This window comes from Streptomyces sp. PKA51 (genome assembly GCF_057552455.1).
In genome coordinates this window covers 515,742-540,702 of the sequence record NZ_BAAJPZ010000001.1, presented here as the reverse complement: position 1 = coordinate 540,702, position 24,961 = coordinate 515,742, and the positions used below count along the sequence as shown (strand labels likewise).

Genomic DNA, 24,961 nt, shown 5'->3' with positions numbered 1-24,961 from the left:
CGGGGCGCTAAGCGTGCCGCTGGTCGGGCACCGTCGCCTCGGCCGCCCACAGGGACCTTATTTTGCCCAGGTGCCGGGTCATGCACGCCTCCGAGCCGTCGGCGTCGCCGGCCAGCATCAGATCGAGCAGCTCCAGGTGCTCCTCGGCCGAGGGCAGCAGCTCGCCGCGCTCGTCCAGGCCCGTCAGCCCGTACAGGCGCGAGCGCTTGCGCAGGTCGCCGACGGTCTCGACGAGGCGCTCGTTGCCGGCCAGGCCCAGCAGGGTGAGGTGGAAGCGGCGGTCGGCCTCCAGGTAGCCGATGAGGTCGTGGGCGCGGGCGGCCTCGACGATCTCCACCGCCACCGGCCGCAGGGCCTCCAGCTCCTCGCGGGCCGCCGTGCCGACGAGGCCGCGGACGGTGGGCACCTCGATGAGGAGGCGGATCTCGGTGAACTGGTCGAGGTCGCGCTCGTTGACCTCGGTGACGCGGAAGCCCTTGTTGCGCACGGGCTCGACGAGCCCCTCGCGGGCCAGGTCCAGCATGGCCTCGCGCACGGGTGTGGCGGAGATGCCGAAGTCGGCCGCGAGGCCGGGCGCGGAGTAGACCTCGCCGGGGCGCAGTTCGCCGGAGATGAGGGCGGCGCGCAGGGCGTTGGCCACCTGGTCGCGCAGCCGCTCGCGCGCGGTGACGAGGTTGCGCTGCTTCAGGTGCCCCATGCTGTCCATCCTCCGTACTGCTGCGGGTACCCAGCGTACAATGTCACGTTGCTCCATCTGACGGTAGGTCCGGTCCAATCTGCGAGAACACTGCCGAGAACCGGCCGACCTGTGCGGACGTCTCCTTGGCTGTCCCGCTCCTTCGGCGGGCGACCGGTTCGAGCAGGGGACGACAGTGGACGACATACGCAGCCCGGCCGCGACGGGCACGGCGACCGGTGCGGCCGCCCCGCCGCAGGCGAGCCCCCTGCGGCCGCGGGGGCTGGTGGACCTGCGGGGGCTGCCCGGCGAGCCGTTCGTCCTGTCCTACCCGGCCGGTGCCGTGGTCGTCGTCTCGGGCCTGCCCGGGAGCGGCAAGAGCACCCTGCTGCACCGGCTGTCGGCGGCGGCTCCGGCCGTCGACCCGCGGACGGTGCACGTGGCCTGCGAGGCGGTGATGCCCGCCTGGCTGCCGTACGCGGTCTACCGGCCCTGGGCACGCGTCGAGCACGTCCGCTGGTTGCGGGCCCAGGTGCGCGCCGGCGGCCCGTTCCTGGTGCACGACTGCGGCAGCCGGCCGTGGCTGCGCCGGTGGCTTGCCCGCGCGGCCGGGCGTCAGGGGCGCGCGCTGCACCTGGTGCTGCTGGCCGTCACGCCGGACGAGGCGCTGGCCGGGCAGCGGGCGCGCGGGCGCCGGGCGTCCCGGCGGGTCTTCCTGAGGCACCGCCAGGGGCTGGAGCGCCTGCTGGGACGGCTGCCGGGGCCGGGCGCCGTCCCCGAGGGGCGGGCGGTGCCCTCGCCGGTGGCGGAGGCGGCCTCGGTGGTGCTGCTGGACGGTGTCTCCCGGGAGCGCGTGGTGACCGCCGCGTTCGGCGACGACGGGGCGCGGGCGGTGGCCCGGCCGCCGGCCGGGCCGGTGCGCCGGTGGCTCAGCGGCCGCTGACCCCGCGCCGCGCGGCGCGGGCACCCGGCAGCACGATCTCCGTCCCGTCCTCGGCGACCTCCACGCCTGCCGCGGCCAGGAGCGCGCGTTCGGGCGAGGCCGGATCCGCCACGGGATTGGTGTTGTTCAGGTGGGTGTACAGGCGCCGGACGCCGGGGTGGCGCCGCAGGTGCGCGAGCGTCCCCGAGGGGCCGCCGATGGGCAGGTGGCCCATGCCGCGGGCCGTGGCGGCCCGGCCGGTCGCCGGCGTCCGCTCCCCCATCTCGTCCTCACCGAAGAAGGTGCCGTCCAGGATCAGGCAGTCCACGCCGGCCACCGCCGCGTCGAGGGCGTCCGGCCAGTGGGCGAGGGAGGGCGCGTAGAGGGCCGAGGCTCCGGTCGCGGGCTCCTCGAAGCGGTAGGCCACCACCCAGGGGCCCGGCCGGGCCGGACCGGCCGCGTAGCGCGGGCGCTTGTCGCCGACGGGTACGGCCGTCACCCGCAGCCGGCCGCCGTCGAGCGTCCACCGGCGCCCGGCGGCGGGGACGTCGAGGGCATGCCAGCGGGCCGCTCCGTAGGGGGCGAGCAGGCTGCGCAGCGGGAACTGCTCGTCCAGCGCCGCCGCCACGGCCGCCGGGGCGTAGATGTCCAGGGCGGCGCCCTCGCGCAGGGCCAGCAGGCCGGCGGTGTGGTCGAGTTCCCCGTCGGTCAGCAGGACGCCCCGCAGCGGGGTGTCGCGGGTGCCGTCGGGCGGGGTGAGGCCGGGGGCGGCCAGGATCTGGGTGCGCAGGTCGGGCGAGGCGTTGACCAGGTACCAGACGTGGGGCGAGACGCTCACCGCCAGGCATTCCTGGGTGCGCCGGGCGCGGTGCCCGGCGGTGCGCGCCCGTGTGCAGCCGGGGCAGGCGCAGTTCCACTGCGGCAGTCCGCCACCGGCCGCGGTGCCCAGGATGCGCAGCCGCATGCGGTGTCCCTTCTGTCCGGTGACGTGGTGGGGATCAGCGGCGGTACGGCAGGCCGCCGGGTGCGGCGCGGGCCTCGTCGACGGCGGCGCGGACGAGGCCGTGGTGCGGGGAGAGCCGGCATGCCGGGTCGGTGGCGGCGGCGTCGCCGGTCAGCTCGAACGCCTGGCAGCGGCAGCCCCCGTGGTCCTTCTCCTTGAGCGGGCAGCTGCGGCAGGGCTCGGGCATCCAGTCGGTGCCGCGGAAGCGGTTGAACGCCTCCGAGCGGTACCAGATGTCGGCGAGAGGGGTGTCGCGCACGGTGCGTACGCCCAGGCCCGGGATCCGGGCGGCGGCCGGGCACGGCAGCACCTCGCCGCCGGGGGCCACCGTGAACTGGCGGCTGCCCCAGCCGTGCATGCAGGGCTTGGGTACGCCGTCGTGGTAGTCGGCCCGTACGTAGACGATGTCCGGCCGGCCCCCGTACCGGGCCCGCGCGGCGCGCACCACCGCCTCGGCCGCATCCAGCTGTTCCCGCGTCGGCAGCAGCGAACGGCGGTTGAGCAGGGCGGAGCCGTAGTACTGGGCGTTGGCGAGCTCGAGCCGGTCGGCGCCGAGACCTGCGGCGAGGTCGACGAGCGCGGCGGTGCGGTCGATGTTGGCGCGGTGGAGGACGACGTTGAGGGTGAGGGGCAGGCCGTACTCCGTGACGAGCGCGGCGGCGGCCAGCTTGCGGCGGTGCGCGGGGCGGCCGGCGATCGCGTCGGCGGGGGCCGCCGTGGCGTCCTGCAGGCTGATCTGCACGTGGTCCAGCCCCGCGGCGGCGAGGGCGGACAGGCGCACCGGGGTGAGACCCTGGCCGCCGGTGACGAGGCCGGTGTACAGGCCGAGGGTGTGGGCGTGGGCGACGAGGCGCGGCAGGTCGCGGCGCAGCAGGGGTTCGCCGCCGGAGAAGTGCACCTGCAGGACGCCCAGGTCGCGGGCCTGGTCGAGGGTGCGGCACCACTGGGCCGGGGTCAGCTCGCCGGCGCGCGCGGCGGGGCCGGCGGGGTTGGAGCAGTATCCGCAGCGCAGCGGGCAGCGGTGGGTGAGCTCGGCGAGCATGCCGAGGGGACGGGGCTCAGCCATCGCCGGTCCCCGGCCGGCCGGGAACGGGCTCGATCAGCTGCCGGGCGGCGAGGCGGCCGAGGAAGGAGCGGACGTCCCGGGCGCGCACGCCGGTGTACGTCCGGGTCAGCGCGGCCGCCAGGTCGGCCTCGCCGGTGGCGCCGTCGCACAGGGCGAGGACGGCGGTGGCGGTGGCGTTGAGGAGCAGGACGCCGTCGGGGTGCAGCAGGACGCCGGTGCCGCGCACGGGGTCGTGGGCGAGCCGTACGCCGGTGCGCAGTCGCCAGCGCGCGGGGGGTGGGCCGGTCACGGCCCGTCCGTCCGCCGCGCTTGGTCGAGGGCGTCGAGGATGCTCCAGAGCACGTCGCACTTGAAGGCCAGGGCGGCGAGGGCGGCGTCCTGCCGGCCGCGGGTGGTGCAGTGGGCGGTGACGACGGCGAGGGCGTGCTCGGCGTCGGCGGTGGCGGCCTCGGGGCGGGCGAGGTGGTAGCGGTGGCCGGCGGGACCGATCCAGGGATAGTGGGTGCGCAGGGCGGCCAGCCGTTCGCGCATCAGGGCCGGGGAGAACAGCTCGGTGAGGGAGGCGGCGACGGCCTCCGGCCACGGCCGGGTCCGGGCGAAATTCACGTAGGCGTCGGTGGCGAAGCGCACGCCGGGCAGGACGTGGCGCTCGTCGAGCACTTCGGCGCGGTCGAGCCCGGCGGCCTCGGCGAGGTCGAGCCAGGCGGCGTTGCCGCCGGGCCGGTCGCCGTCGCCGTCCTGGTCGAGGATGCGGCGCACCCAGCGGCGGCGGACGTCGGCGACGGGGCAGTTGGCGACGATCGCGGCGTCCTTCTGGGGCAGGGACTTCTGGTAGTACCAGCGGTTGGCGATCCACTGCTGCAGCTCGCGGCGGCCGAGGCCGCCTCGGTGCAGGCGCACGTGCAGCGGATGCCGGTCCCAGTAGCGGTCGGCGTGGGCGTGCAGCGCGGCTCCGAACTCCGCCGGGCTGCGGGGCTCCGGGCAGCGGTCGGCGAGCGCCGCCCGGCCGGGGATCACTACCACCGGCCCGCGTAGGCGGTGACCTCTTGGCCCAGTTCGACATCGGTGAAGTCGGGCGGCTCCCAGGCCCGTCGGGCCGCGTCACCCGCGTCGTGCGCGGGCGGCACCCCGGTGAGCGCGGCGGTGTGCGTGCGCGGTGCGGTGTGCATGTGCGGTGCGGTGTGCGTGCGCCGCGTGGTTTCCGTGCGCAGTGCGGTCTCCGGCATGGCCCCTCCCCCTGGTGCCCGAACACGCCTTCCCTTCAGCGTCCTTCACCTGCCGGCGGACCGCAATCGCCGGATCGGGTGACGGCCCAGTACCGCAGCCCGGGGCGGCCGTCGAGGCGGACGTCGCCGACGACGGTGAAGCCGTTGCGCTCCAGCACGGCCCTGGAGGCCGCGTTGTCGAGGGTGGTGCGCGCCGTGAGCGCGGACAGTCCGTACGCCGTGCCGGCGAGGTGGCGCGCCTGCGCCACGGCGGCCGTCGCCACGCCCCGCCCCGCGGCGCGCTCGGCGACGCGGTAGCCCAGTTCGGCCGTGCCCTCGGCGGCGTCGAGGAGGTTGACGCGGCCCACGAGGTCGCCCCGGTCGTCCACGACGACGTGGAAGTGGCAGATGCCGGCGTCCTGTTCGGCGAGCAGGGCCCGGTGCCGGGCGGCGAAGTCGTCGAAGTAGGCGTCCCCGCGGTCGGGTACGGACCGCGCGAAGTAGGAGCGGTTCTCCCGCTCGAAGGCCAGCAGCGCCGTGGCGTGTCCGGCGTGCAGCCGCTCCAGTCGGATCATGCCCGGCAGCATAGGCACGCCCGCACCGGGAGTGCCGGAACATTTCCTCGCCCACGGACGGGTGATGCCGCGACTACTCCGACGGGTCCACGGGCAGGACAGGCCGCGAAGCCATGGGTACCGGACGGGCACGAGAAGGAGAGCGGGCAATGCGCTGGAAGAGGATGACCGCCGTGGCGGCGCTGCTGGCCGGAGCCACCGTCCTGGGCCTCTGCGGCCCGGTCGCGGCCGCCCCGCCGGCCGACGGTACGGCACCGGGTCCGCAGGTGGGCGCCCCTGCGGACCGGGACACGCCCCCGCAGCAGCAGGCGGTCAGGACCCTGCCTGCGCCGGTGGAGGACGCCTCGCAGGAGCCCGGTGCCGCAGCCCTGTTGGGCGGCCTGCGCCCCGACGCCGTGACCGCCCTCCTCCCGGGCGGTCGGGCCCTCGGCGGGGTGCTCGGCGGCTGACGGGCGGCCGGTCGGGGCGTCGCGCCGGGGCGCTGCGCGTCGCGTCGGGGCCGGCCGGCCTCAGTAGCGCAGGACGGCCGCCAGGCGGTCCTCCTGCGCGAGGGTGTCGTCGGGGACGAATTCGACCTCGGCGCCGTTGTCGAGGGCGGCCTCGACGATCTCGTCGACGACGTCCTCGCGGATGGCCGGGTCGGCCGTCAGGGGTTCGACGGGTTCCTCCAGCCGTACGGGATGGCCGCCGTTGCCGTCGACGCGGGCGGTGACCTGGTAGTGGTCCTCGACGGCGAGGAGGGCGACGCGGCCCTGGCGCACCGTCTGCCAGATCTCGTCGAGCCCGGAGGTGAACAGCTTCTGGCCGCGGGCGTCGCTGAGGCGGCGCAGGACGTCGCCGCGGCGCGAGGTGCGGCGCTCGTGGAAGGCGGGCTGCAGGACGTCGAGGAGTTCGTGGGCCGTCTTGGCGACGGCGCCGCCGCTCTCCACGCGGGCGGTGACGGCCGCCGGGCTGGGGTACAGCTTCTCGAACAGGGCGATGTGTTCGCGCAGTCCGACGACGTACAGGGGCCGTGGTTCGCGGGTCAGGACGGGGGTGAGGGCGCCGACGACCGAGCGCATGTACTGCCGGGTGCGCTCGACGGGCTTCTCCTCGCGCACGGTCAGGGGGTGGTTGCCGACCTTGTCGAAGTGGGCGCCGGGCAGGGCGTCCTGGTGGTCGGGGATGGCGGGGCGCACGGGGAAGCCCCGGTCGGTGGCCTCGATGAGGGTCTCCCCCGCCCCGTCCCACAGCCGGGTCTCGCCCTCGGAGAGCACCAGGGCCCAGTAGGGCTCCTCGACGAGCCGGGCGGCGACCAGGTTGCGGGTGAGGAAGGAGTCGGAGACGACGACGCGCTGCGGCACCGAGCGCGGCAGGTACCAGACGTGGTGCTCACCGGGGGCGGCGAGCAGGAGCAGGCCGTCGCTCGAGTGGGTGAGGTCGACCTCGTCGCACGCGGCGTCGAGCTGCTTGTCGACGTCGATGCGCGCCGCGCGGCTCACGCGCGGGTCCTCCTCCAGCCGGCGCTTGGCCTCGGCGACGGTGACGCGCAGCCGCAGGGGGTCCTCGGGGTTGTACGGGGTGCGGCGGTTGGTGGGCAGGAGCACCGACACGGCCGGGTATTCACGCGGCCGCCGCAGGTCTCGCAGGGTTGCGTCGGTCAGCTCGCCGATGTCCATCGTCAAGGTCCTCCTCCGGGCCTGCGGGGTGTCTTCCAGGTGACCAGAGCTTCGGGCGCACGGCCAATCGAGCGGGGCCACACGGATCACCTGCCCTGCGTCCGCGGCGGTACTCGTACGGATGACGTGCAGCCGGCCCGGCGCGTACCGGCCGGGCGGGGGCGGTAGCGATGGTGCCGGGGCCGATCGTTTCCGGTGCCGGGGAGCAGGAGTGGTGTGGTGGTGCGTGCCGTCCGCGGGGCCGTCGGCAGGCGGCTGCCGGCCGTGCTCGCGTCGCTGACGCTGGCGGGGCAGGCATGGGCCGCCGGTCCGGCTCCCCTGCCGGCGGAGGCGCCCCGCGCGGCGACGCGGGCCGCCATGGCGGCTGTGGTGCGGGCGGGCGTGCCCGGGGTGGTGGCGCGGACGCGGACGGACGGGCGGGTGCGGGCTGCCGCGGCGGGGGCGGCCGCGCTCGCGCCGTCGGGGCCGCCGCGGCAGCGGGGCCGGTTCCGCGTCGGGAGCATCACCAAGACGTTCGTGGCGACGGTGGTGCTGCAGCTGGAGGCCGAGCACCGGCTGCGGTTGTCGGATCCGGTGGAGCTCCGGCTGCCGGGGGTCGTGCACGGGAACGGCTACGACGGCCGCCGGATCACCGTGCGCCAGTTGCTGAACCACACCAGCGGCATCGTCGACTACACGGACGACCCGGCGCTGCGGCGGCGGCTCTCCGAGCGGGAGTTCCCGGCCCGCCGGTTCGCCGTCCGCACGCCGTCCTCGCTGGTCGCGACGGCGCTGGCGCACCGACCGCTGTTCGCGCCGGGCCGCGGGTGGAGCTATTCCAACACCAACTACCTCCTCGCCGGGATGATCGTCGAGCGGGTGACCGGGCACCCGTACGCGCAGGAGATCGAGCGCCGCATCCTGCGGCCGCTGCGCCTGCGCGCCACCTCGGTGCCCGGGCGCTCGACCGCCCTGCCGCGGCCGATGGGCCGCGGGTACGTGCGGCTGCCGGGCGAGGGCGGCGGATCGGCTCTGCACGACGTGACGGCGCTGTCTCCCACGGCCGCGGGGGCGGCCGGGGAGATGATCTCGACGACCGGTGACCTCGACGCCTTCCTGCGGGCGCTGCTCGGTGGCCGGCTGCTGCCGCGGCGGCAGTTGGCGGAGATGCTCACCACGGTCGACACGTCCACCGAGGGCACCGGCCGCTACGGGCTCGGCATCGGTGAGCGGACGCTCTCGTGCGGGGTGACGCTGTGGGGGCACGACGGGGCGGTGCCGGGCTGGGTGTCGGCGGTGGGCGTCACGCGCGACGGCCGGCGCTCGGCCGTCTTCGTGCTCGACGCCCTGGGGGTGGTGCGGGGTACGCGCCCGCTGTTCGAGGCGGAGTTCTGCGGCGGCTGACGGCTCGCGGGGTGCACGGCGACTCGTACGCACCACCGAGAAAGCGTTTCTGCAGCCGGCGTCCCATCCTCCGTACGGGCGACCACGCGCGTGTCGGGGCCGCTGCGGGGCAGATGCCGTATGTCCGAGCGGATGACCGGATGAGAGGTGCACCATGCGTCGTACCGCCGTCATGACCCTTGGCACCGCCGCCGTACTGGGCCTGCTCTCGGGCCCGCCCACCCCTGCCGTCGGGTCCTGTCCGGGCCGCGACGAGGGGCGGGAGCCCACCCCGTCCCCACGGCCCGGCGCCGAGCGCAGCGCCTGCTGCCGCCCCTCCGCCACCGCGTCGCGGCCCTCCGGCTCCTGAGAGGGCCGCCCGCGACCCGGGCGGGGTTGCGGGGGCGGGGCCCGGTGGCGAGGCTGGAGCCATGGTCCGGCCCAACGAGGAGGTGGAGGCGCTCCTGCAGGAGTACGCCGACCTCGTCGCGATCACCGGCGGCGACGCCTACAAGGCCCGTGCCTACGAGAAGGCCGCCCGCGCGATCGGCGGCCACCCGACCGACGTCTCCCGGCTCGACGCCAAGGGGCTGCAGGAGATCCCCAACGTCGGGAAGTCCATCGCCGAGAAGGTCGAGGAGTACCTGCGCACCGGGCGGGTCTCGGCCGTCGAGGAGACCCGGGCGGCGATCCCGGCCGGGGTCCGGGAGCTGATCTCGATCCCCACCCTGGGCCCGAAGAAGGCCCTGACCCTCTACGAGGAGCTGCACGTCTCCTCCGTGGCGGAGCTCCTGGACGCCCTTCACGAGGGACGCCTGCGCGACCTGAAGGGTTTCGGGGAGAAGACGCAGGCCAACATCCTGCACGGCATCGAGCTCATGCAGAAGGCCGGCGGGCGCATCCTGCTCGGCTCCGCGATGGACGTAGCGGAGCAGGTCGTCGCCGAGCTCTCGACCGTCAGCGGCTGCGAGCGGTGCGGGTACGCGGGGTCGCTGCGCCGCATGCGGGAGACCATCGGCGACATCGACGTGCTCGTCGCGGCGGCGGACTCGGCCCCCTCCATGGAGGCGTTCTGCGCGCTGCCGCACACCGCCGAGGTCATCGCGCGCGGGGAGAAGAAGACGTCCGTCCGGACGACGAAGGGCCTGCAGGTCGACCTCCGGGTCCTGCCCCTGGATTCCTGGGGCGCCGGGCTGCTGTACTTCACGGGCTCGAAGGCGCACAACATCCGCATCCGCGAGATGGCCATCAAGCAGGGCTACAAGCTCTCCGAATACGGGCTCTTCCACGCCAAGAGCGGCAGGAAGGCGGTGTCCGCGACCGAAGAGGAGATCTACGCGAAGCTCGGTCTCCCGTGGATTCCGCCGACACTGAGGGAAGACCGCGGCGAGATCGCCGCAGCCCTGAAGGGTGAGCTGCCCGACGTGGTCGGGGAAGGCGACATCCGCGGGGATCTCCACACGCACACCGACCTCACCGACGGTGTGTCGACGCTGGAGCAGATGGTGAGCGCTGCGGCGGAACGCGGGTACGCGTACTACGCGATCACCGACCATGCGCCGAACCTGTACATGCAGCGGATGACGGACGAGAAGATCCTCGCCCAGCGGGAGCGCGTGCAGGCGCTGGACGGCAAGCACCGGAAGATGCGGCTGCTGCACGGCACCGAGCTCAACATCGGCCCCGACGGCGACCTGGACTGGCCCGACGAGTTCCTGGCCGGCTTCGACCTGTGCGTGGCCTCGGTCCACTCGCACTTCAACCAGACCCGCGAGGAGCTGACCCGCCGGCTCGTACGGGCCTGCGAGAACCCGCATGTGGCGATCATCGGCCACCCCACCACGCGCCAGATCGGCAGGCGTCCGGGCATCGACGCGGACTTCGACGAGGTCTTCGCCGCCTGCGCCCGCACGGGCACCGCCCTGGAGATCAACTCGCACCCCGAGCGCCTGGACCTGGGCGACGAGGAGATCCTGCGCGCCAAGCGGTACGGCGTGAAGTTCGCGGTGAACACCGATGCGCACTCCGTCGTGCACCTGCCCTACATGCGCTACGGGGTGGGCACGGCCCAGCGCGGCTGGCTGACGAAGGACGACGTGATCAACACCTGGCCGCTGCAGCGGCTGCGCCGCTTCCTGCGGCCGGGCGGACGAGCCGGCTGACGAGGGATGAGTCACACCTGAGGGGCATCGCTTGATCGATCACAGCATCGGGTTAGCATATGAGCGCTGCCTAGCTCGAAAGAGAAGCCTGTGTCTGTGATAGTCAATGACGACTCGTTCACGAACTGGAAGAACCGCGAGGAGATCGCGGAGTCGATGATCCCGCTCATCGGGAAGCTGCACCGGGAGCGGGACGTCACGGTCCTGGTGCACAGCCGTTCCCTGGTGAACAAGTCGGTGATCAGCATCCTCAAGACCCACCGGTTCGCCCGGCAGATCGCCGGTGAGGAGCTGTCGGTCACCGAGACCATGCCCTTCCTGCAGGCTCTCACCACGCTCGACCTCGGTCCCTCGCAGATCGACATCGGCATGCTCGCCGCGACGTACAAGGCCGACGACAGCGGTCTGTCGGTGGAGGAGTTCACGGCCCGCGCCGTCGCCGGCGCCACGGGTGCCAACAAGATCGAGTGCCGCGAGCCGCGCGACGTCGTCCTGTACGGCTTCGGCCGCATCGGCCGCCTCGTGACCCGCCTGCTCATCGAGAAGTCCGGCTCCGGCAACGGCCTGCGGCTGCGCGCCATCGTCGTGCGCCGGGGCGGCGAGCAGGACATCGTCAAGCGCGCCTCGCTGCTGCGGCGCGACTCCATCCACGGCCAGTTCCAGGGCACGATCACCGTGGACGAGGCGAACGGCACGATCGTCGCCAACGGCAACACCATCAAGATGATCTACGCCAACGACCCGGCGGAGATCGACTACACGGCGTACGGCATCAAGAACGCCATCCTCATCGACAGCACCGGCAAGTGGCGCGACCGCGAGGGCCTCTCGCAGCACCTGCGCCCCGGCATCGAGAAGGTGGTCCTGACCGCGCCGGGCAAGGGCGACGTCCCCAACATCGTCCACGGCGTCAACCACGACACGATCAAGCCGGACGAGCGGATCCTGTCCTGCGCCTCCTGCACCACCAACGCGATCGTCCCGCCGCTGAAGGCGATGGCCGACGAGTACGGCGTGCTGCGCGGCCACGTGGAGACCGTCCACTCCTTCACCAACGACCAGAACCTGCTGGACAACTTCCACAAGGCCGACCGCCGCGGCCGCTCGGCGGCGCTCAACATGGTCATCACGGAGACCGGCGCGGCCTCCGCCGTCGCCAAGGCGCTGCCCGACCTCAACGCCAAGATCACCGGCAGCTCGATCCGCGTCCCCGTGCCGGACGTCTCGATCGCGATCCTCAGCCTGCAGCTCGGGCGCGAGACCACCCGCGAGGAGGTCCTCGACTACCTGCGCAACGTCTCGCTGACCTCGCCGCTCAAGCGCCAGATCGACTTCACCACCGCGCCCGACGCCGTCTCCAGCGACTTCATCGGCTCGCGCCACGCCTCGATCATCGACGCCGGCCCCACCAAGGTCGACGGCGACAACGCCATCCTGTACCTGTGGTACGACAACGAGTTCGGCTACTCGTGCCAGGTCATCCGGGTCGTCCAGCACGTCTCCGGCGTGGAGTACCCGACCTACCCGGCCCCGGTGGCCTAAGGCCCCCGCCGCGCCCCGCGCCCCCGGCCGCCCCGCACCCCGTCAGGGGTGCGGGGCGGTCTCGGTCTGCGGCTGCCCGCCGCGTGGACGCGGCACGGCACCCCGTCTGCGGGCACGTTGTGGCTTGTCGCGCAGTTCCCCGCGCCCCTACGGGGCGCCCCGTAGGGGCGCGGGGAACTGCGCGATCGGCCACCGACGACCCGCAGTCGACGCACCGCCCCAGGGGCCGCTTGTCGCGCCCACGCGGCGGCAGCCGCAGATCGTGCACCGCACCGCGCCCCTTGCGGGGCGCCGCATGATCCGTCGGGCGGCCCCCCAATTCAGGGCTGCCGAGGGCGGGCGTGGCGGCCGGCGCGGGTGCGGAAGACGGCCTGGAGGCGCCGGAGCGGGCCCTTGGGGAGCACCACCGGCTCGACGGCTGTCACAGGCGGGGCATCGAGTGCCTCTGACAGCGGGCTGAGGCCGCAGTGCCATGTAAGGGACGTGTCCAGGGCGGACAGATCGCCCGGGGCAGGCGGCGCCGCGGGGGCCTGGAGCGGGCCCGGGGGCGTCGTCGCGTACGGCTCGTACCCCGGGTGTCCGGTCGGCGGCACGTGGTACCAGGAGTGGCCGGCGTGGTCCGGCGACGACGCGGTCGTCAGGTCGAGGACCGACGGGTCGAACGCGCCGTCCCATGCGCCGTTCCACGGGCTCTGCGGCAGGACGGGGACGACGGGCGCGGCGAGCTGCTCGGCGGCGGACGCCACGGTGGTCGCGGCCTCCTGGAGCGCCGCCTGCTCGGCGAGTTTGCGTTCGGAGGCGTCGCGCTCGCTGCGCATGTCGAGCAGCAGGCTCCTGGCGTCCGCGGCCGCCTTGCATGCCTGTCCGGCCTCCCGCTCGGCCGCTGCCAGCCGGTCCTGCAGCATGCGCACGTACTGCTCCCGTCCGGCGGCGGGCCGGGTGTGCTCCCGCAGCAGTCCCACCAGGCCCTGCAGGGCCCGGACATGGGCCTGGGCGGTGTCCTTGAGCCAGCGTTCGCGGCGCAGTTGCCGCTCCAGCCGCTCGGTGCGGCGGACCGCCGCACCGAGCCGGTTGCGGGCGCCGGCGGCCTGGTCGGCGGCGTGCGTCTGCGCGTCGTGCAGCGCCGTCAGAAGGCCGTCGAGCTGTGCGGCGTGCCGGATCGCGTCCTGCTGCCGCCGCTGCTCGTCGCGGTGCAGGCGCTGCTCCAGGATCCGGCGGTACTCGCGCTGGGCCTCGCACTCCTCGCGCAGCATGGCGTCCGCGTACCGGTCGGGGGCGCAGGCGCGGAGCATGTCGTAGTAGGCCACCATCAGGTGCCGGCGGACCGCGGGCGCAAGCGGCGGCCGGTCGTCGCCCGACAGGGCCAGCAGCGCTTCGACTTCGTGCGGTTCGGGCAGGCGCGTGCCGTCGGAAAGGGTCTTGAGGTCGTCCTCGGACAGCCCGGCCCGGGCGGCGAGCGCGCCGGTGTCGTCGCCGAGCGGGGCGAGGACCTCGTCCTGCAGCGCGGTGAGGAAGTGCCGGAAGGGCTCGGGGAGCGTGCGGTGGCGTCGTTCCTTGTCGGCGGCGAACCACAGTTCCTCGTAGGCGGGCCAGACCGATGCGAACGGTCTGGGGTCCGCGCTGTCCTCGTGCAGCTGGCGCACCACGAGTTGGAGGGTCTCCCGGCGGGTGAGCCGCTTGCCTGTCAGAATGTCGCCCACCGTGTTGTGGGACGCGGTGGCGATGCGCTTGTGGTCGTCGACCTCGAAGTTCTTGGCGATGGCACGGTAGGAGGGATTGCCGGCCTGCGCGTGCAGTGCCTGCACGGCGTCGCGCAGCCTCAGCAGAGCGCCGCCTGGCCCCTGCTCATCCGGAGTCGGAGCGGGCATGGCCGGGGGCTCCCTGCTGTCAGATCTGTCAGAGAACCGTGATCCTGCCGTCATGGGCGGTCGCGTTCGCTCGATCCGACAATCATTCACTCGTAAGAAGGCGTAACCCACTCTTCCGCACGGTGTGCACTGGAGGGGCCGGGCGGTGATCCGCCGCCGGCCTCCGCACGACCGGGCCGCCCCGGCACCAGCAGGGCAGCAGGGAGGGACGGCCCGGTCCTCACCCCGAGGGGCTTCGTTGCATCCTAGGAAGCAGCACGCTCGGCCCGTACTTCCCCGCCAAACCCGCCACAAGGCGGCGCGCGTACGCTACCGTGCACGCCGCATCTTTCTGGTGGCACCGCTCACGGCCGCGGTCGTGGCCCTGGCACCCGCCGCCGCGGCAGGGGCGGACTCCCCGCCCCCGGCCACGGCACCCGCGCAGCCCGGCGCCTCCTCGCCGGGGGCCGTTCCGCTGTCCCCCGGCACCGTCGTGCACGCGGCGCTGCCCGCGTTCGTCGCGGGGCTGGGATCCGGCAGCGTGCTGGCCGTCACCGGGTGGGCGATCCGGCGGCTGGCCGCGCGCCGCGCGAGGGGCTGAGCGACGGCGCCGCACGGACTCCGGCCCGTGCGGCGCTCCCTCGGCGTCCACCGCCGATACGTCCACCGCCGATACGGAGATCCTTAATCAAGCACCGCCCCGTTTCACCATATTGAGCGGAAATCCTACAGTCGCAGGCCCGCCGACCCGGCCCGCCCTTTACCGTGCGGAACGATCGCCGACCCCTGGCGCTCGCCCGACCCGGAAACCGGATGGAAAGGCCGCGCGCGCGATGCCCAATCCCTTCGAGCTGCCCCGCTTCTACACGCCGTACCCGGCCCGCCTCAATTCCCGTCTCGAAGGCGCCCGGCAGCACTCGAAGGCATGGGCCCGACGGATGGGCATGATCGAGGGGTCCGGCGTGTGGGACGAGCACGACTTCGACTCCCACGACTACGCACTGCTGTGCTCCTACACCCACCCCGACGCCCCGGGGCCCGAGCTGGACCTGGTCACCGACTGGTACGTGTGGGTGTTCTTCTTCGACGACGACTTCCTGGAGCGGTTCAAGCGCACCGGCGACACCGAGGGGGCCCGGGCCTACCTGGACCGGCTGGCGCTGTTCATGCCGATGGACGACGCCGGGCCCGCCGAGGAGCCGGCGAACCAGGTGGAGGCGGGGCTGGCCGACCTGTGGGCGCGCACGGTGCCGACGATGTCGGCCGACTGGCGCCGGCGGTTCCGCGAGAGCACGTGGAACCTGCTGGAGGAGTCGATGTGGGAGCTGTCCAACATCAACGACGGCAGGGTCGCCAATCCCGTCGAGTACATCGAGATGCGCCGCAAGGTGGGCGGCGCCCCCTGGTCGGCCAACCTCGTCGAGCACGCGGCGGGGGCGGAGGTGCCCGCCGCCGTCGCCGCGAGCCGGCCGATGCGGGTGCTGCGGGACACCTTCGCCGACGCGGTGCACCTGCGCAACGACCTGTTCTCGTACCAGCGGGAGGTCGAGGCCGAGGGCGAGCTGTCCAACGCGGTGCTGGTCCTGGAGCGGTTCCTGGAGTGCGGCACCCAGGAGGCGGCGGATGCGGTCAACGACCTGCTGACCTCGCGCCTGCAGCAGTTCGAGCACACGGTGGCCACCGAGCTCGGGCCGCTGTTCGCCGAGCACGGGCTGACGCCCGGGCAGTGCGCCGACGTCTTCGCGTACATCAAGGGCCTGCAGGACTGGCAGTCCGGCGGCCACGAGTGGCACATGCGCTCCAGCCGCTACATGAAGGGCGCCGCCGGCGGGCTGCCGGAGGGGGCGGGCGCCCTGCTCGGCGGTCCGCTGGGGCTCGGCACCTCCGCCGCGCTGATCGTGCCCTCCCTCGTCGCCTCGCTGCCGGCCCGGCTGCGCAGCCATGCGCACGTGCCCTTCGAGCAGGTGGGACCTTTGCCGCGGCCGCACCTGGACATGCCCTTCGAGACGCGGCTGAGCCCCCACCTCGACACCGCCCGCCGCAACACCCTCGCCTGGGCGCACCGCATGGGCTTCCTCGCCCACTCCCCCGGCGACCCGCTGTCGGGTGTGTGGACGGAAGAGAAGATGGAGGACTACGACCTCGCCCTGTGCGCGGCCGGCATCCATCCCTCGGCCACCGCGGAGGAGCTCGACCTGGGCACGGACTGGCTGGCCTGGGGCACGTACGGCGACGACGCCTACCCCGCGGTCTTCGGCCGCGGCGGCGATCTGGCCGGTGCCCGGGCGTGCCACGACCGGCTGGTGCGCTTCATGCCGCTGGAGGGCGGGACGGGCGAGGTACCGCTCAACCCCTTGGAGCGGGCCCTGGCCGACCTGTGGGCGCGAACGGCGGGGCCGATGCCGCCGCAGGGGCGGCAGGCGCTGCGCGAGGCGGTCGTGGCGATGCTGGAGAGCTGGTTGTGGGAGCTGGCCAATCAGCGGATGAACCGGATCCCCGAGCCCGTGGACTACATCGAGATGCGCCGCAGGACCTTCGGCTCGGACCTGACCATGGCCCTGTCCCGGCTGCGCACGGCGGACAGCCTGCCTGCGGCGGTCCGGGACTCGCGCCCGGTGCGGGCGATGGAGGCCGCGGCATCCGACTACGGCATGCTCGTCAACGACGTCTTCTCCTACCAGAAGGAGATCCAGTTCGAGGGCGAGGTGCACAACGCCGTTCTCGTCGTGCAGAACTTCTTCGCCTGCGACCGCGAGCAGGCCGTGCGGATCGTCGCCGACCTGATCAACTCCCGGATGCGCGAGTTCCGGCACATCGTCTCCCGGCAGTTGCCGGCGCTGTGCGACGAGCTGGGCCTGGACGCCGGGGCGCGCCGGGCGCTGCAGGCCCATGCCGAGGAGCTGCAGGACTGGATGGCGGCGATCGTCACCTGGCATCACGCCTGCCGTCGCTACGACGAGCCGCACCTGATCCGGCACCACGCACCGGCGGCCGCGCCCGCCGTGGCCGTTCCCCCGCTCGGCGCCCCCACGGGCCTGGGCACCGCGGGTGCCCGCGTGCGGGAGCTGCTGGGCGCCGGCTGACGGGCCGGGATGCACGGAAGGCCCTCGCCGCGTGCGGCGAGGGCCTTCCTCGTGTGCGCCGCCAGGGACTCGAACCCCGGACCCGCTGATTAAGAGTCAGCTGCTCTAACCAACTGAGCTAGCGGCGCGCAGAAGAAATATTACCCCGGTCCGCGGGGTGCTTCCGACCGGCCGGCATGTCCCGCCACGGCCGGACTTTCATGGCCGAAAGACCCCTCTTGATCATCTGCGCCCAGGGCCCGTAGCTTCGCCGTCACCGAACTCACTCGCCCGAACACGGACAGTTTCCGATTAAAGCTTCCTAGAAAGGAAGACACCGTGAAGCGCATCGGTACGGCCGTCACCGCGGCAACCGCTGCCCTCCTCCTGGCCCAGGCACCCGCCGCCACCGCGGCCGGGACGACCGGCTGGACCGCGCCCTCCTGCACCCGCGTCACCGGTGACGGCTCCGTCACCTTCACCACCGACGAGGGCCGCACGCTGGCGCCCACCACGGGGACCCTGCACACGACCGGCTACACCCACGGCCTGGTCGCCCTCGACACCCCGAACGTGCTCCTGGCCACGCACAACACCCAGCTGCTGCGCTCGGCCGACGCCGGCTGCACCTGGACGCCCCTGGCCACCCTCGGCACCGGCACCACGCGCCTGACGGCGGCCCCCGCAGGCCGGGCGTACGCCTGGCAGGTCAACGGCGGCTACCTGGCCCGTATCGACGGCACGACCGTCACCCGCCTGACCGCCCCGACGGCGAACATCACCGGTCTGGGCACCGACCGGGCCCACCCCGGCCACCTGCGCCTGGCCGACCACGCCGGGCAGCTGTTCGACTCCACGGACGGCGGCGCCACCTGGACCCGTACGGGCGCCCCGGCGTTCCCCGCCGGCAGCAGCGTCTACTCGGTGGCCTTCGACCCGGCCGACGTGCGGCACGCCGTCGCCGGCGCCATGGTGCGCGGCGGCGCGGTGACCACCGACGGCGGCGCCACCTGGACTCCCGCCAAGGGCCTCGCGACCAAGGGCGACAAGGCCAACCTCTTCTCCTCCGCCGTCTCCCCCGCCGACCCCTCCGTGGTCTACGGGCTGGGCATCGACCTCGACGAGGCCGCGCCGGGCTCCTCCTCCGAGGGACGCCACCTGTACCGGTCGGCCGACGGCGGCCGGACGTTCGTCAAGGTGGTCGACGACTCCGCGGAGACCAAGCTGACCAACGGCACCCTGCTGGCCCCCAGCCCGGTCGACGCCGGCGTCCTGCACTTCGTCTTCGGCACCTACTTCCAGAACTACGGCACCGACCTCTTCCGCCTCGACGCCCGCACGGGGCGGGTCACCAAAACCCACAACGCCTACGACGGGATCTCGGCCATCGCCTTCAACCCGGCGCGGCCGCAGGTGATGTACCTGGGGGCCGACGAGGTGCGGGTGGACTGACCGCAAGGGCTCACTTCTTGCCCTTGCCGGGCTCCCCGCGCGGGTTGCGGATGGTCACCGTGACGCCGGCCGAGGCGTTGCGCGTGGTCAGGCGGTACGGGCCGTAGACGCGCCGTGCGGAGAGCAGGTAGCCCTCGGGCACGGCCGTCTCCCGCAGGTAGTAGGTGCCCAGCGGCAGTCCGGGGTAGGTGCAGCGGCCCTGCGGGTCGGTGGCGCAGCCGCTGTCGACCCGGCGGTCGGCGCCGGCCCCGGAGGTCTGCAGGCCGGCGCGGCCGTTGGTCTCGCGCCACAGCTCGAAGACGGCGCCCTGGAGCAGCCGGCCGGTCCGCGCGTCCCGTTTGATCAGGCGCAGCGTGCCGCAGGTGGGGGTGTTGGCCACGGCGACGGTCACGCCGCGGGCGGCGTTGGCGGCGGTCAGGACGAGCCCCGTCACGCGTTGGGCGGGCGCGGCGTAGCAGGCGGGGGGCTGCAGCTCCTGCCAGTAGTAGGTGCCGGTGTCCACGGCCCTGCGGCACAGGCCGCGCCCGTCGGTGACGCACACGCCGCCGACCCGGGCGTCGGCGGCGCCACCGGTCTGCAGGCCGGCGCGGCCGTTGGACTCCCGCCACAGCTGGAAGCGGGCCCCCGGCAGCGGCCGGCCGGTCACCGCGTCCCGCTTGAGCACCGTCACGGTGCCCGCCTGGGCGGCGCTGACGCAGTCGGGCAGGTCACCGGTGAAGGGGTAGGCGTGGAATCCGGCGGGTCCGCCGGAGGCGGTGTGGGTGAGGGAACCGGCGGTCAGGAAGCGCCCGTTGAAGCCCGGTACGGAGACGACCGACTCGCTCTCGCGCTCGCCGGCCAGCACGCTGCCCTGGAACTGCCCGGTGCCGCGGAACTCCAGGCGCCGGGCGTCGGCGGCGTTCCACAGCAGCCGCTCGCGCAGCCCGGCCGGTCCGCTCACGCCGCCGGCGTCGATCAACCGTGCGGTGCCGGCGAGGTTGACCAGGACGGTCGCCCCGGACGGGATGCCGGTGAAGCGCAGGTTCTGGTGGGCGCCTCCGGGGCCGGCCACGTCCGAGCCGACGGTGAACACCTGCAGCCGGGAGCTGCCGTCGCCGGTGAAGACCGTCTCCGTGCCGGTGGTGCGCACCGTGCCGGTCGCCGGCCGGCCGTGGCCGTCGGCCCCGTGCGCGTAGCAGCGGCTCGCGGCGCCGAGTTCGTCGCGCAGCCGCACGTACGGCTCCGCCGCGGCCGCGTCGGTGACACTGCGGCCGGTGACCGTACCGCTGACCGGGCCCGCGTGGCGGACCGTGCCGCGGTCGGCGACCAGCCGCTGGCCGGCCGCCACGGTCACGTCCGCGCCGGCGGTCAGGAAGTCGCTGCCGTCCGCCGGGGGGACGCGGGAACCGGTGCCCGCCACGCCCACGGCGTACCCGCCGCCGCCCGACCGGTGCACGTCCACGCGGCCGAGGGCGACCACGCGCCCCTCGGCCTCGGCGGCCGTGCCCCGGATGCGGAAGTCGCCGCCGACAAAAACGTTGACGTTGTTGTCGCGGCCGGTCGGCGGGCCCGAGCCGGGACCGCGGTAGCTGCGCGGGCAACTGCCGGGCAGGCACGGGCCCAGGCCACCGGGCAGCGGTGCCGCCGCCGCGGGCGGGGCCAGGCCGCCGACCGTGGCGGCGCAGACGACGCCCACCGCGAGCCGTCGCAGCCATCCCTCGGTGAAGTTCCGTCGCACGATCCGACTATGACCATCGGCATCTCGTCGGATATTCCGCCGCGCCGGGGCGCCGCCGCGAACGTGCTCCGAACGGCCGATCAAGTGCCCGGCTTGCGCCCCCAGACGCGCACGCCGTCGCCGACCTGCAGCACGTCCCACAGCCGGCGCGCGTCGGCGACCGTGAGGTTGACGCAGCCGGCGGAACCACCGCCGTCGAAGAGGTTGCCCGGGTGGCCGTGCAGGGCCTGGCCGCCGGAGAAGAACTGCGAGTAGGGCATCGGGGCGTTGGCGTAGAGCGTGGAGACGTGGTTCTTGTGCTTCCAGTACACCTTGAACGACCCCGTACGGGTCGTCTGCCCGGCCCGGCCCGAGCGCACCGGCACCGGGGCGAAGATCACCCGGCGGCGCTGCTGCACCCACATCAGCTGCCGGTCGAGGTCCACGCAGGCCATGCGGCCCGCCACCACCGGGCAACGGCCGGCGGCATTGGGGTTGGGCCGGGCCTGGGCGACGAGCATCTGCCGGTAGGTGGCCAGCCCCGCGTACCCGTCGGCCGGCCGGATGCCCTCCCGGCGCTGGAAGGCGGCGATGGCCGCGCAGTCCGCCGGTGACTGGCGGCCGTCCACGGGCCGCTTGAGGTACGCCTCCAGCTGCCGCTGGTACGGTCCGGTGCCCGCCGTACAGGCGGCCGCCCGCGCCGCGTGGGCGGTGCCCGGCGCGGCGCCGAGGGCGGCCGCGCCGGCGAGCGCCGTCAGCAGACAGGCCGCCCGTACGCGTCGGTTGCTCATGGACGACGGTCTACCGGCCGGCCGCCGGGCGGGCACCCGCAGGGACCCGAACGGGTCAGTCGCGCGGCGACAGCTCGGCCATCGCCGACCAGCCGCGGCCCGGGACCTCGACGTTGACGATCTCCGGGGTGCGCTCGATCAGGCCGGGCATCCAGGCCATGGCCGTCTTGAAGTGCTCCGAGTTCACGTGCGCCTCGCCCGCGGCCGCGTCCTCGAACGCCTCGACAAGGACGAACTGGTGCGGGTTGTCCACGCTGCGCGACCACTCGTAGAACAGGTTGCCCGGCTCCTCGCGGGTGGCGCGGGTGAAGTCCTGGACCAGGTCCAGCCACTCCCCGCTGCGCTCGGGGCGGATGGTGAACTTGACGACGATGAAGATCATGCGTGCTCCCGGAAGGACCGCGTTCGAATGAGGACCGGTCCATCGTGACGTGCGCGGCGGGGGCCCGCGAACGCGATACGGCCGTTTTCCGGCTGTGCCGGAAAACGGGCGGGGTGGCGCCTGCGGCGGGCTGCTCCCCGGCCCCGCCGCCCCCAGCTACCGCTGGGAGGTGTCCCCGGACGGGCTGGATGTGCACCTGGTCAGCTCGTGAGTGCCGCCGCCCGTTCGCGGAGCTCCGCGAGCGCCAGCTTCAGCAGCGGGTGGCCTTCGCTTCCGCTGCGCACCGCGGTCAGCACCCGCCGCGTCGGCCCCGGCCCGCGCAGCGGCCGTACGGCGGGGGTGAGCGCGGGCCGGATGCCGTGCAGGGCCGAGCGGGGGACGAGGGCGACTCCCGCGCCGACCGCGACCAGGGCACACACGGCCGAGAAGTCGTCCGACAGGCATTCGACGCGCGGCTGGAAGCGGGCCTGCTCGCAGGCGCGCAGCACGGCCTCGTGCACGGGGTTGCCGGGCCAGGGCGTGATCCAGGGGTCCCGGGCCAGATCCTTCAGGTCCACTTCCCCCGCCCCCGCGAGCCGGTGCCCGGGCGGCAGGACGGCGTCGAACGGCTCCTCGTACAGCGGTGCGTGCAGCAGCCGGCCCGTGCCCGGCGCCAGCGAGTCGCGGTGTTCGACGGCGATGGCGATGTCGACCTCGCCGTCGGCGAGCAGGCGGGCGCTGGTGTGCCCCTCGGCGTCCTTGACCCGCACCTGCACCTGCGGGGCGCGCCGGCGCAGTGCGGCCACCGCGGGGGCGACGACCTCGGTGATGGCGGTGGCGAAGGCGGCGACGGCGACCTCGCCGACCAGTCCGGTGGAGCAGGCGGCGAGGTCGGCCTCGGCCCGCTCCAGCTGGGCGGAGATCTCGCCGGCGTGCCGGGCGAGGACGCTGCCCGCGGCGGTGAGGCGGACGGTGCGGCCACGCCGTTCGAGCAGGGTGTGCCCGGTCTCCGCCTCCAGGGCGGCGAGCTGCTGGGAGACGGCGGAGGGCGAGAGGTACAGGGCGTGGGCGGCGGCCGTGACGGTGCCGTGGTCGGCGAGGGCGCGCAGCACCTTCAGGCGGCGGGGGTCGATCACCTGTTCATCATCCCATGATCGTGAAGGTGGGCTTCACAACCACCGTCGAAAAATGTCGATGGACTTCACAGCGGCGAAGCCGCAAAGTGATCCCTCATGAGGGCATTGGTGAAGACCGCGGCGGCGCCGGGTCTCGAACTGACCGAGGTGCCGACCCCCGAGGCCGGCCCCGGACAGGTACTGATCAAGGTCTTGCGGACCGGCATCTGCGGCACGGACCTGCACATCGACAGCTGGGACGACTGGGCGGCCCGCGCGGTGCGCGCGCCGCTCGTGGTCGGCCACGAGTTCGCCGGCGAGGTCGTCGCCACCGGCGCCGGGGTGACCAAGGTCGCCGTGGGCGACACCGTCAGCGGCGAGGGCCACCTGGTGTGCGGCACCTGCCGCAACTGCATGGCGGGCCGCCGCCACCTGTGCATCCGCACGATCGGGCTGGGCGTGCACACCGACGGTGCGTTCGCCGAGTACGTGGTGCTGCCCGAGTCCAACGTCTGGGTCCACCGTCACGAGATCGACATCGACGTGGCGGCCATATTCGACCCGTTCGGCAACGCCGTGCACACGGCGCTGTCCTTCCCGGTCCTCGGCGAGGACGTGCTGATCACCGGTGCCGGCCCCATCGGCATGATGGCCGCCGCGGTCGCCGCCCACGCCGGTGCGCGCTCCACCGTCATCACCGACGTCAGCCCCTACCGCCTGGCGCTGGCGCAGAAGATGGGCGCGACCGTCGCCCTGGACGTCAGCAGCCGGCGCATCGCCGACGTCATGCCGGAGCTCGGCATGACGGAGGGCTTCGACGTGGGCATGGAGATGTCCGGCCGCGCCGACGCCCTGCAGGACATGATCTCCACCATGTCGCCCGGCGGCCGCATCGCCGCGCTCGGCCTGCCGCACGGCGAAGTGAGCCTGGACATGGCCACGATCGTCACGCGCATGCTGACCCTGCGCGGCATCTACGGCCGCGAGATGTTCGAGACGTGGTACGCGATGTCCGTGCTGCTGCGCAGCGGCCTGGACATCTCGCCGGTGATCACCCACCGCTTCGGCTTCGAGCAGCACGCCGAGGCGTTCGCCACGGCCCGCTCCGGCCAGTGCGGCAAGGTCGTCCTCGACTGGACCCGGCCCATCCTCCCCTGACGCACGACCACACCACGAGGAGTCCCCACGTGTACGACGGGATGCGCGAGCACCTGCGCAAGGAGCTGCAGGACATCCGCAACGCCGGGCTGTACAAGTCCGAGCGCGTGATCACCAGCCCGCAGTCGGCGGCCATCAGCGTCGGCGACGGCAAGGCCGCCGACAAGGTGCTCAACTTCTGCTCCAACAACTACCTCGACCTCGCCGACCACCCCGAGGTCATCGCGGCGGCCAAGCAGGCGCTGGACGACTGGGGCTTCGGCATGGCCTCCGTCCGCTTCATCTGCGGCACCCAGGCGCCCCACAAGGAGCTGGAGAGCCGGATCTCCCGCTTCCTGGGCACCGAGGACACGATCCTTTACAGCTCGTGCTTCGACGCCAACGGCGGTGTCTTCGAGACCCTGCTGTCCGCCGAGGACGCGGTGATCTCCGACGAGCTCAACCACGCCAGCATCATCGACGGCATCCGCCTGTCGAAGGCCGCGCGCTTCCGCTATCGCAACCGCGACATGGCGGACCTGGAGCGCTGCCTGCAGGAGGCGTCGGGCGCCCGGCACAAGCTGATCGTCACCGACGGCGTGTTCTCCATGGACGGCTACATCGCCCCGCTGGACGAGATCTGCGACCTGGCCGAGCGCTACGGCGCCCTGGTGATGGTCGACGACTCGCACGCGGTGGGCTTCGTCGGCGAGGAGGGCCGCGGCACGCCGGAGCTGTTCGGCGTCACCGAGCGGGTCGACATCATCACCGGCACCCTGGGCAAGGCCCTGGGCGGCGCCAGCGGCGGCTACGTCGCGGCACGCGCGGAGATCGTGGAGATCCTGCGCCAGCGCTCGCGCCCGTACCTGTTCTCCAACTCGCTGGCGCCCTCCATCGTCGGCGCCTCGCTGCGGGTGCTCGACCTGCTGGCCGCCTCCGGCGACCGGCGGGCGCAGCTGCGGGAGAACACCGCGCTCTTCCGCAAGGGCATGACCGAGGCGGGCTTCGAGGTGCTCCCGGGCGAGCACCCCATCACCCCCGTCATGATCGGTGACGCGGCCGTGGCCGCGCGGATGGCGGCGGCGCTGCTGGAGAAGGGCATCTACGTGATCGCCTTCTCCTACCCGGTGGTTCCCCAGGGCAAGGCCCGCATCCGCGTCCAGCTCTCGGCCTCCCACTCGCGCGAGGACGTCCTGCGCACGATCGAGGCCTTCCGCGAGGTCCGCGACGCGATGGCGGCCTGACGGCCGCACATCCCGACGGCGCCGGCCCCGGGCATCCGCCCGGGGCCGGCGCCGTATTGCGTAGGCGTGGCGGTACCCGGCTGCC

The 24,961-nt window shown here is 73.8% G+C and carries 23 protein-coding genes and 1 tRNA gene; 10 read left to right on the top strand and 14 right to left on the bottom strand.

The features are described from left to right. Positions 1 to 7 precede the first annotated feature (7 nt). The gene (locus tag AC27L3_RS02110) at positions 8 to 697 is read right to left on the bottom strand and encodes a GntR family transcriptional regulator (RefSeq protein WP_487232227.1); all 690 of its coding nucleotides are present in this window, start codon (positions 695 to 697) and stop codon (positions 8 to 10) included. Positions 698 to 872: 175 nt separating this feature from the next. Here AC27L3_RS02110 and AC27L3_RS02105 point away from each other — a divergent pair, with 175 nt between their 5' ends. After that, positions 873 to 1,619, top strand: coding sequence for an AAA family ATPase (locus AC27L3_RS02105; RefSeq protein WP_487232226.1), 747 nt, complete (start codon positions 873 to 875; stop codon positions 1,617 to 1,619). On the opposite strand, the gene pqqB is transcribed toward AC27L3_RS02105, so the two are convergent. From pqqB to AC27L3_RS02075, 6 genes are read right to left on the bottom strand one after another with little or no spacing between them, the layout of a single operon-like run. After that, positions 1,606 to 2,562, bottom strand: coding sequence for a pyrroloquinoline quinone biosynthesis protein PqqB (gene pqqB, locus AC27L3_RS02100; RefSeq protein ID WP_487232225.1), 957 nt, complete (start codon positions 2,560 to 2,562; stop codon positions 1,606 to 1,608). The genes AC27L3_RS02105 and pqqB overlap by 14 nt on opposite strands. 34 nt (positions 2,563 to 2,596) lie before the next feature. Continuing rightward, a complete protein-coding gene (pqqE, locus tag AC27L3_RS02095) occupies positions 2,597 to 3,667 on the bottom strand; it encodes a pyrroloquinoline quinone biosynthesis protein PqqE (protein ID WP_487232224.1) in 1,071 nt (356 codons plus the stop codon). Further along, positions 3,660 to 3,956, bottom strand: coding sequence for a pyrroloquinoline quinone biosynthesis peptide chaperone PqqD (gene pqqD / locus AC27L3_RS02090; protein ID WP_487232223.1), 297 nt, complete (start codon positions 3,954 to 3,956; stop codon positions 3,660 to 3,662). Before pqqD ends, pqqE begins: the two co-directional genes overlap by 8 nt. Beyond that, a complete protein-coding gene (pqqC, locus tag AC27L3_RS02085; protein WP_487232222.1) occupies positions 3,953 to 4,690 on the bottom strand; it encodes a pyrroloquinoline-quinone synthase PqqC in 738 nt (245 codons plus the stop codon). The genes pqqD and pqqC overlap by 4 nt, the downstream gene beginning before the upstream one ends. After that, complete coding sequence (gene pqqA / locus AC27L3_RS02080; protein WP_487232221.1) at positions 4,684 to 4,893, bottom strand: pyrroloquinoline quinone precursor peptide PqqA; 210 nt, start codon at positions 4,891 to 4,893, stop codon at positions 4,684 to 4,686. The genes pqqC and pqqA overlap by 7 nt, the downstream gene beginning before the upstream one ends. 35 nt (positions 4,894 to 4,928) lie before the next feature. Next, entirely contained in the window at positions 4,929 to 5,447 is a 519-nt protein-coding gene (locus AC27L3_RS02075; protein ID WP_487232220.1) for a GNAT family N-acetyltransferase, read from the bottom strand. Between the two features lie 149 nt (positions 5,448 to 5,596). Here AC27L3_RS02075 and AC27L3_RS02070 point away from each other — a divergent pair, with 149 nt between their 5' ends. After that, positions 5,597 to 5,896, top strand: a complete 300-nt coding sequence (locus tag AC27L3_RS02070; protein WP_487232219.1) for a hypothetical protein — start codon at positions 5,597 to 5,599, stop codon at positions 5,894 to 5,896. A gap of 60 nt (positions 5,897 to 5,956) precedes the next feature. Here AC27L3_RS02070 and AC27L3_RS02065 read toward each other — a convergent pair whose 3' ends face one another. Continuing rightward, a complete protein-coding gene (locus tag AC27L3_RS02065; protein WP_487232302.1) occupies positions 5,957 to 7,105 on the bottom strand; it encodes a baeRF3 domain-containing protein in 1,149 nt (382 codons plus the stop codon). Positions 7,106 to 7,324: 219 nt separating this feature from the next. Between AC27L3_RS02065 and AC27L3_RS02060 the strand changes: the two genes are divergently transcribed. The 3 genes from AC27L3_RS02060 to AC27L3_RS02050 all read left to right on the top strand — a co-directional run bounded on the left by AC27L3_RS02060 (position 7,325) and on the right by AC27L3_RS02050 (position 12,171). Then, the gene (locus AC27L3_RS02060; protein ID WP_487232218.1) at positions 7,325 to 8,488 is read left to right on the top strand and encodes a serine hydrolase domain-containing protein; all 1,164 of its coding nucleotides are present in this window, start codon (positions 7,325 to 7,327) and stop codon (positions 8,486 to 8,488) included. A gap of 410 nt (positions 8,489 to 8,898) precedes the next feature. Next, complete coding sequence (gene polX, locus AC27L3_RS02055) at positions 8,899 to 10,629, top strand: DNA polymerase/3'-5' exonuclease PolX (RefSeq protein ID WP_487232217.1); 1,731 nt, start codon at positions 8,899 to 8,901, stop codon at positions 10,627 to 10,629. Between the two features lie 96 nt (positions 10,630 to 10,725). Next, positions 10,726 to 12,171, top strand: a complete 1,446-nt coding sequence (locus AC27L3_RS02050) for a glyceraldehyde-3-phosphate dehydrogenase (RefSeq protein WP_487232216.1) — start codon at positions 10,726 to 10,728, stop codon at positions 12,169 to 12,171. 320 nt (positions 12,172 to 12,491) lie between these two features. Here the strand turns inward: AC27L3_RS02050 and AC27L3_RS02045 are convergent, their stop codons facing one another. After that, positions 12,492 to 14,039, bottom strand: a complete 1,548-nt coding sequence (locus tag AC27L3_RS02045; RefSeq protein ID WP_487232215.1) for a hypothetical protein — start codon at positions 14,037 to 14,039, stop codon at positions 12,492 to 12,494. A gap of 334 nt (positions 14,040 to 14,373) precedes the next feature. On the opposite strand from AC27L3_RS02045, the gene AC27L3_RS02040 reads away from it, so the two are divergent. Both AC27L3_RS02040 and AC27L3_RS02035 read left to right on the top strand, forming a co-directional pair. Beyond that, positions 14,374 to 14,619: a hypothetical protein gene (locus tag AC27L3_RS02040; protein WP_487232214.1), complete on the top strand. Its 246-nt coding sequence runs from the start codon at positions 14,374 to 14,376 to the stop codon at positions 14,617 to 14,619. A 232-nt stretch (positions 14,620 to 14,851) separates the two neighbouring features. Then, positions 14,852 to 17,101, top strand: coding sequence for a terpene synthase family protein (locus AC27L3_RS02035; protein ID WP_487232213.1), 2,250 nt, complete (start codon positions 14,852 to 14,854; stop codon positions 17,099 to 17,101). A gap of 54 nt (positions 17,102 to 17,155) precedes the next feature. Here the strand turns inward: AC27L3_RS02035 and AC27L3_RS02030 are convergent. Beyond that, positions 17,156 to 17,229 (bottom strand) — tRNA-Lys (locus AC27L3_RS02030). Positions 17,230 to 17,419: 190 nt separating this feature from the next. Between AC27L3_RS02030 and AC27L3_RS02025 the strand changes: the two genes are divergently transcribed. After that, entirely contained in the window at positions 17,420 to 18,532 is a 1,113-nt protein-coding gene (locus tag AC27L3_RS02025) for a WD40/YVTN/BNR-like repeat-containing protein (RefSeq protein WP_487232212.1), read from the top strand. A gap of 10 nt (positions 18,533 to 18,542) precedes the next feature. Here AC27L3_RS02025 and AC27L3_RS02020 read toward each other — a convergent pair whose 3' ends face one another. The 4 genes from AC27L3_RS02020 to AC27L3_RS02005 all read right to left on the bottom strand — a co-directional run bounded on the left by AC27L3_RS02020 (position 18,543) and on the right by AC27L3_RS02005 (position 22,516). Then, a complete protein-coding gene (locus tag AC27L3_RS02020; protein WP_487232211.1) occupies positions 18,543 to 20,249 on the bottom strand; it encodes a choice-of-anchor A family protein in 1,707 nt (568 codons plus the stop codon). Between the two features lie 80 nt (positions 20,250 to 20,329). Further along, positions 20,330 to 21,019: a L,D-transpeptidase family protein gene (locus AC27L3_RS02015; protein WP_487232210.1), complete on the bottom strand. Its 690-nt coding sequence runs from the start codon at positions 21,017 to 21,019 to the stop codon at positions 20,330 to 20,332. A gap of 55 nt (positions 21,020 to 21,074) precedes the next feature. Beyond that, positions 21,075 to 21,401, bottom strand: a complete 327-nt coding sequence (locus AC27L3_RS02010) for a putative quinol monooxygenase (RefSeq protein ID WP_487232209.1) — start codon at positions 21,399 to 21,401, stop codon at positions 21,075 to 21,077. A 200-nt stretch (positions 21,402 to 21,601) separates the two neighbouring features. Then, complete coding sequence (locus AC27L3_RS02005) at positions 21,602 to 22,516, bottom strand: LysR family transcriptional regulator (RefSeq protein ID WP_487232208.1); 915 nt, start codon at positions 22,514 to 22,516, stop codon at positions 21,602 to 21,604. 96 nt (positions 22,517 to 22,612) lie between these two features. On the opposite strand from AC27L3_RS02005, the gene tdh reads away from it, so the two are divergent. Beyond that, positions 22,613 to 23,653 carry an L-threonine 3-dehydrogenase gene (tdh, locus tag AC27L3_RS02000; RefSeq protein WP_487232207.1) on the top strand — a complete coding sequence of 347 codons (1,041 nt, stop codon included), beginning with the start codon at positions 22,613 to 22,615 and terminating at the stop codon, positions 23,651 to 23,653. 41 nt (positions 23,654 to 23,694) lie between these two features. Continuing rightward, the gene (locus AC27L3_RS01995) at positions 23,695 to 24,876 is read left to right on the top strand and encodes a glycine C-acetyltransferase (protein WP_487232301.1); all 1,182 of its coding nucleotides are present in this window, start codon (positions 23,695 to 23,697) and stop codon (positions 24,874 to 24,876) included. Positions 24,877 to 24,961: the final 85 nt, after the last annotated feature.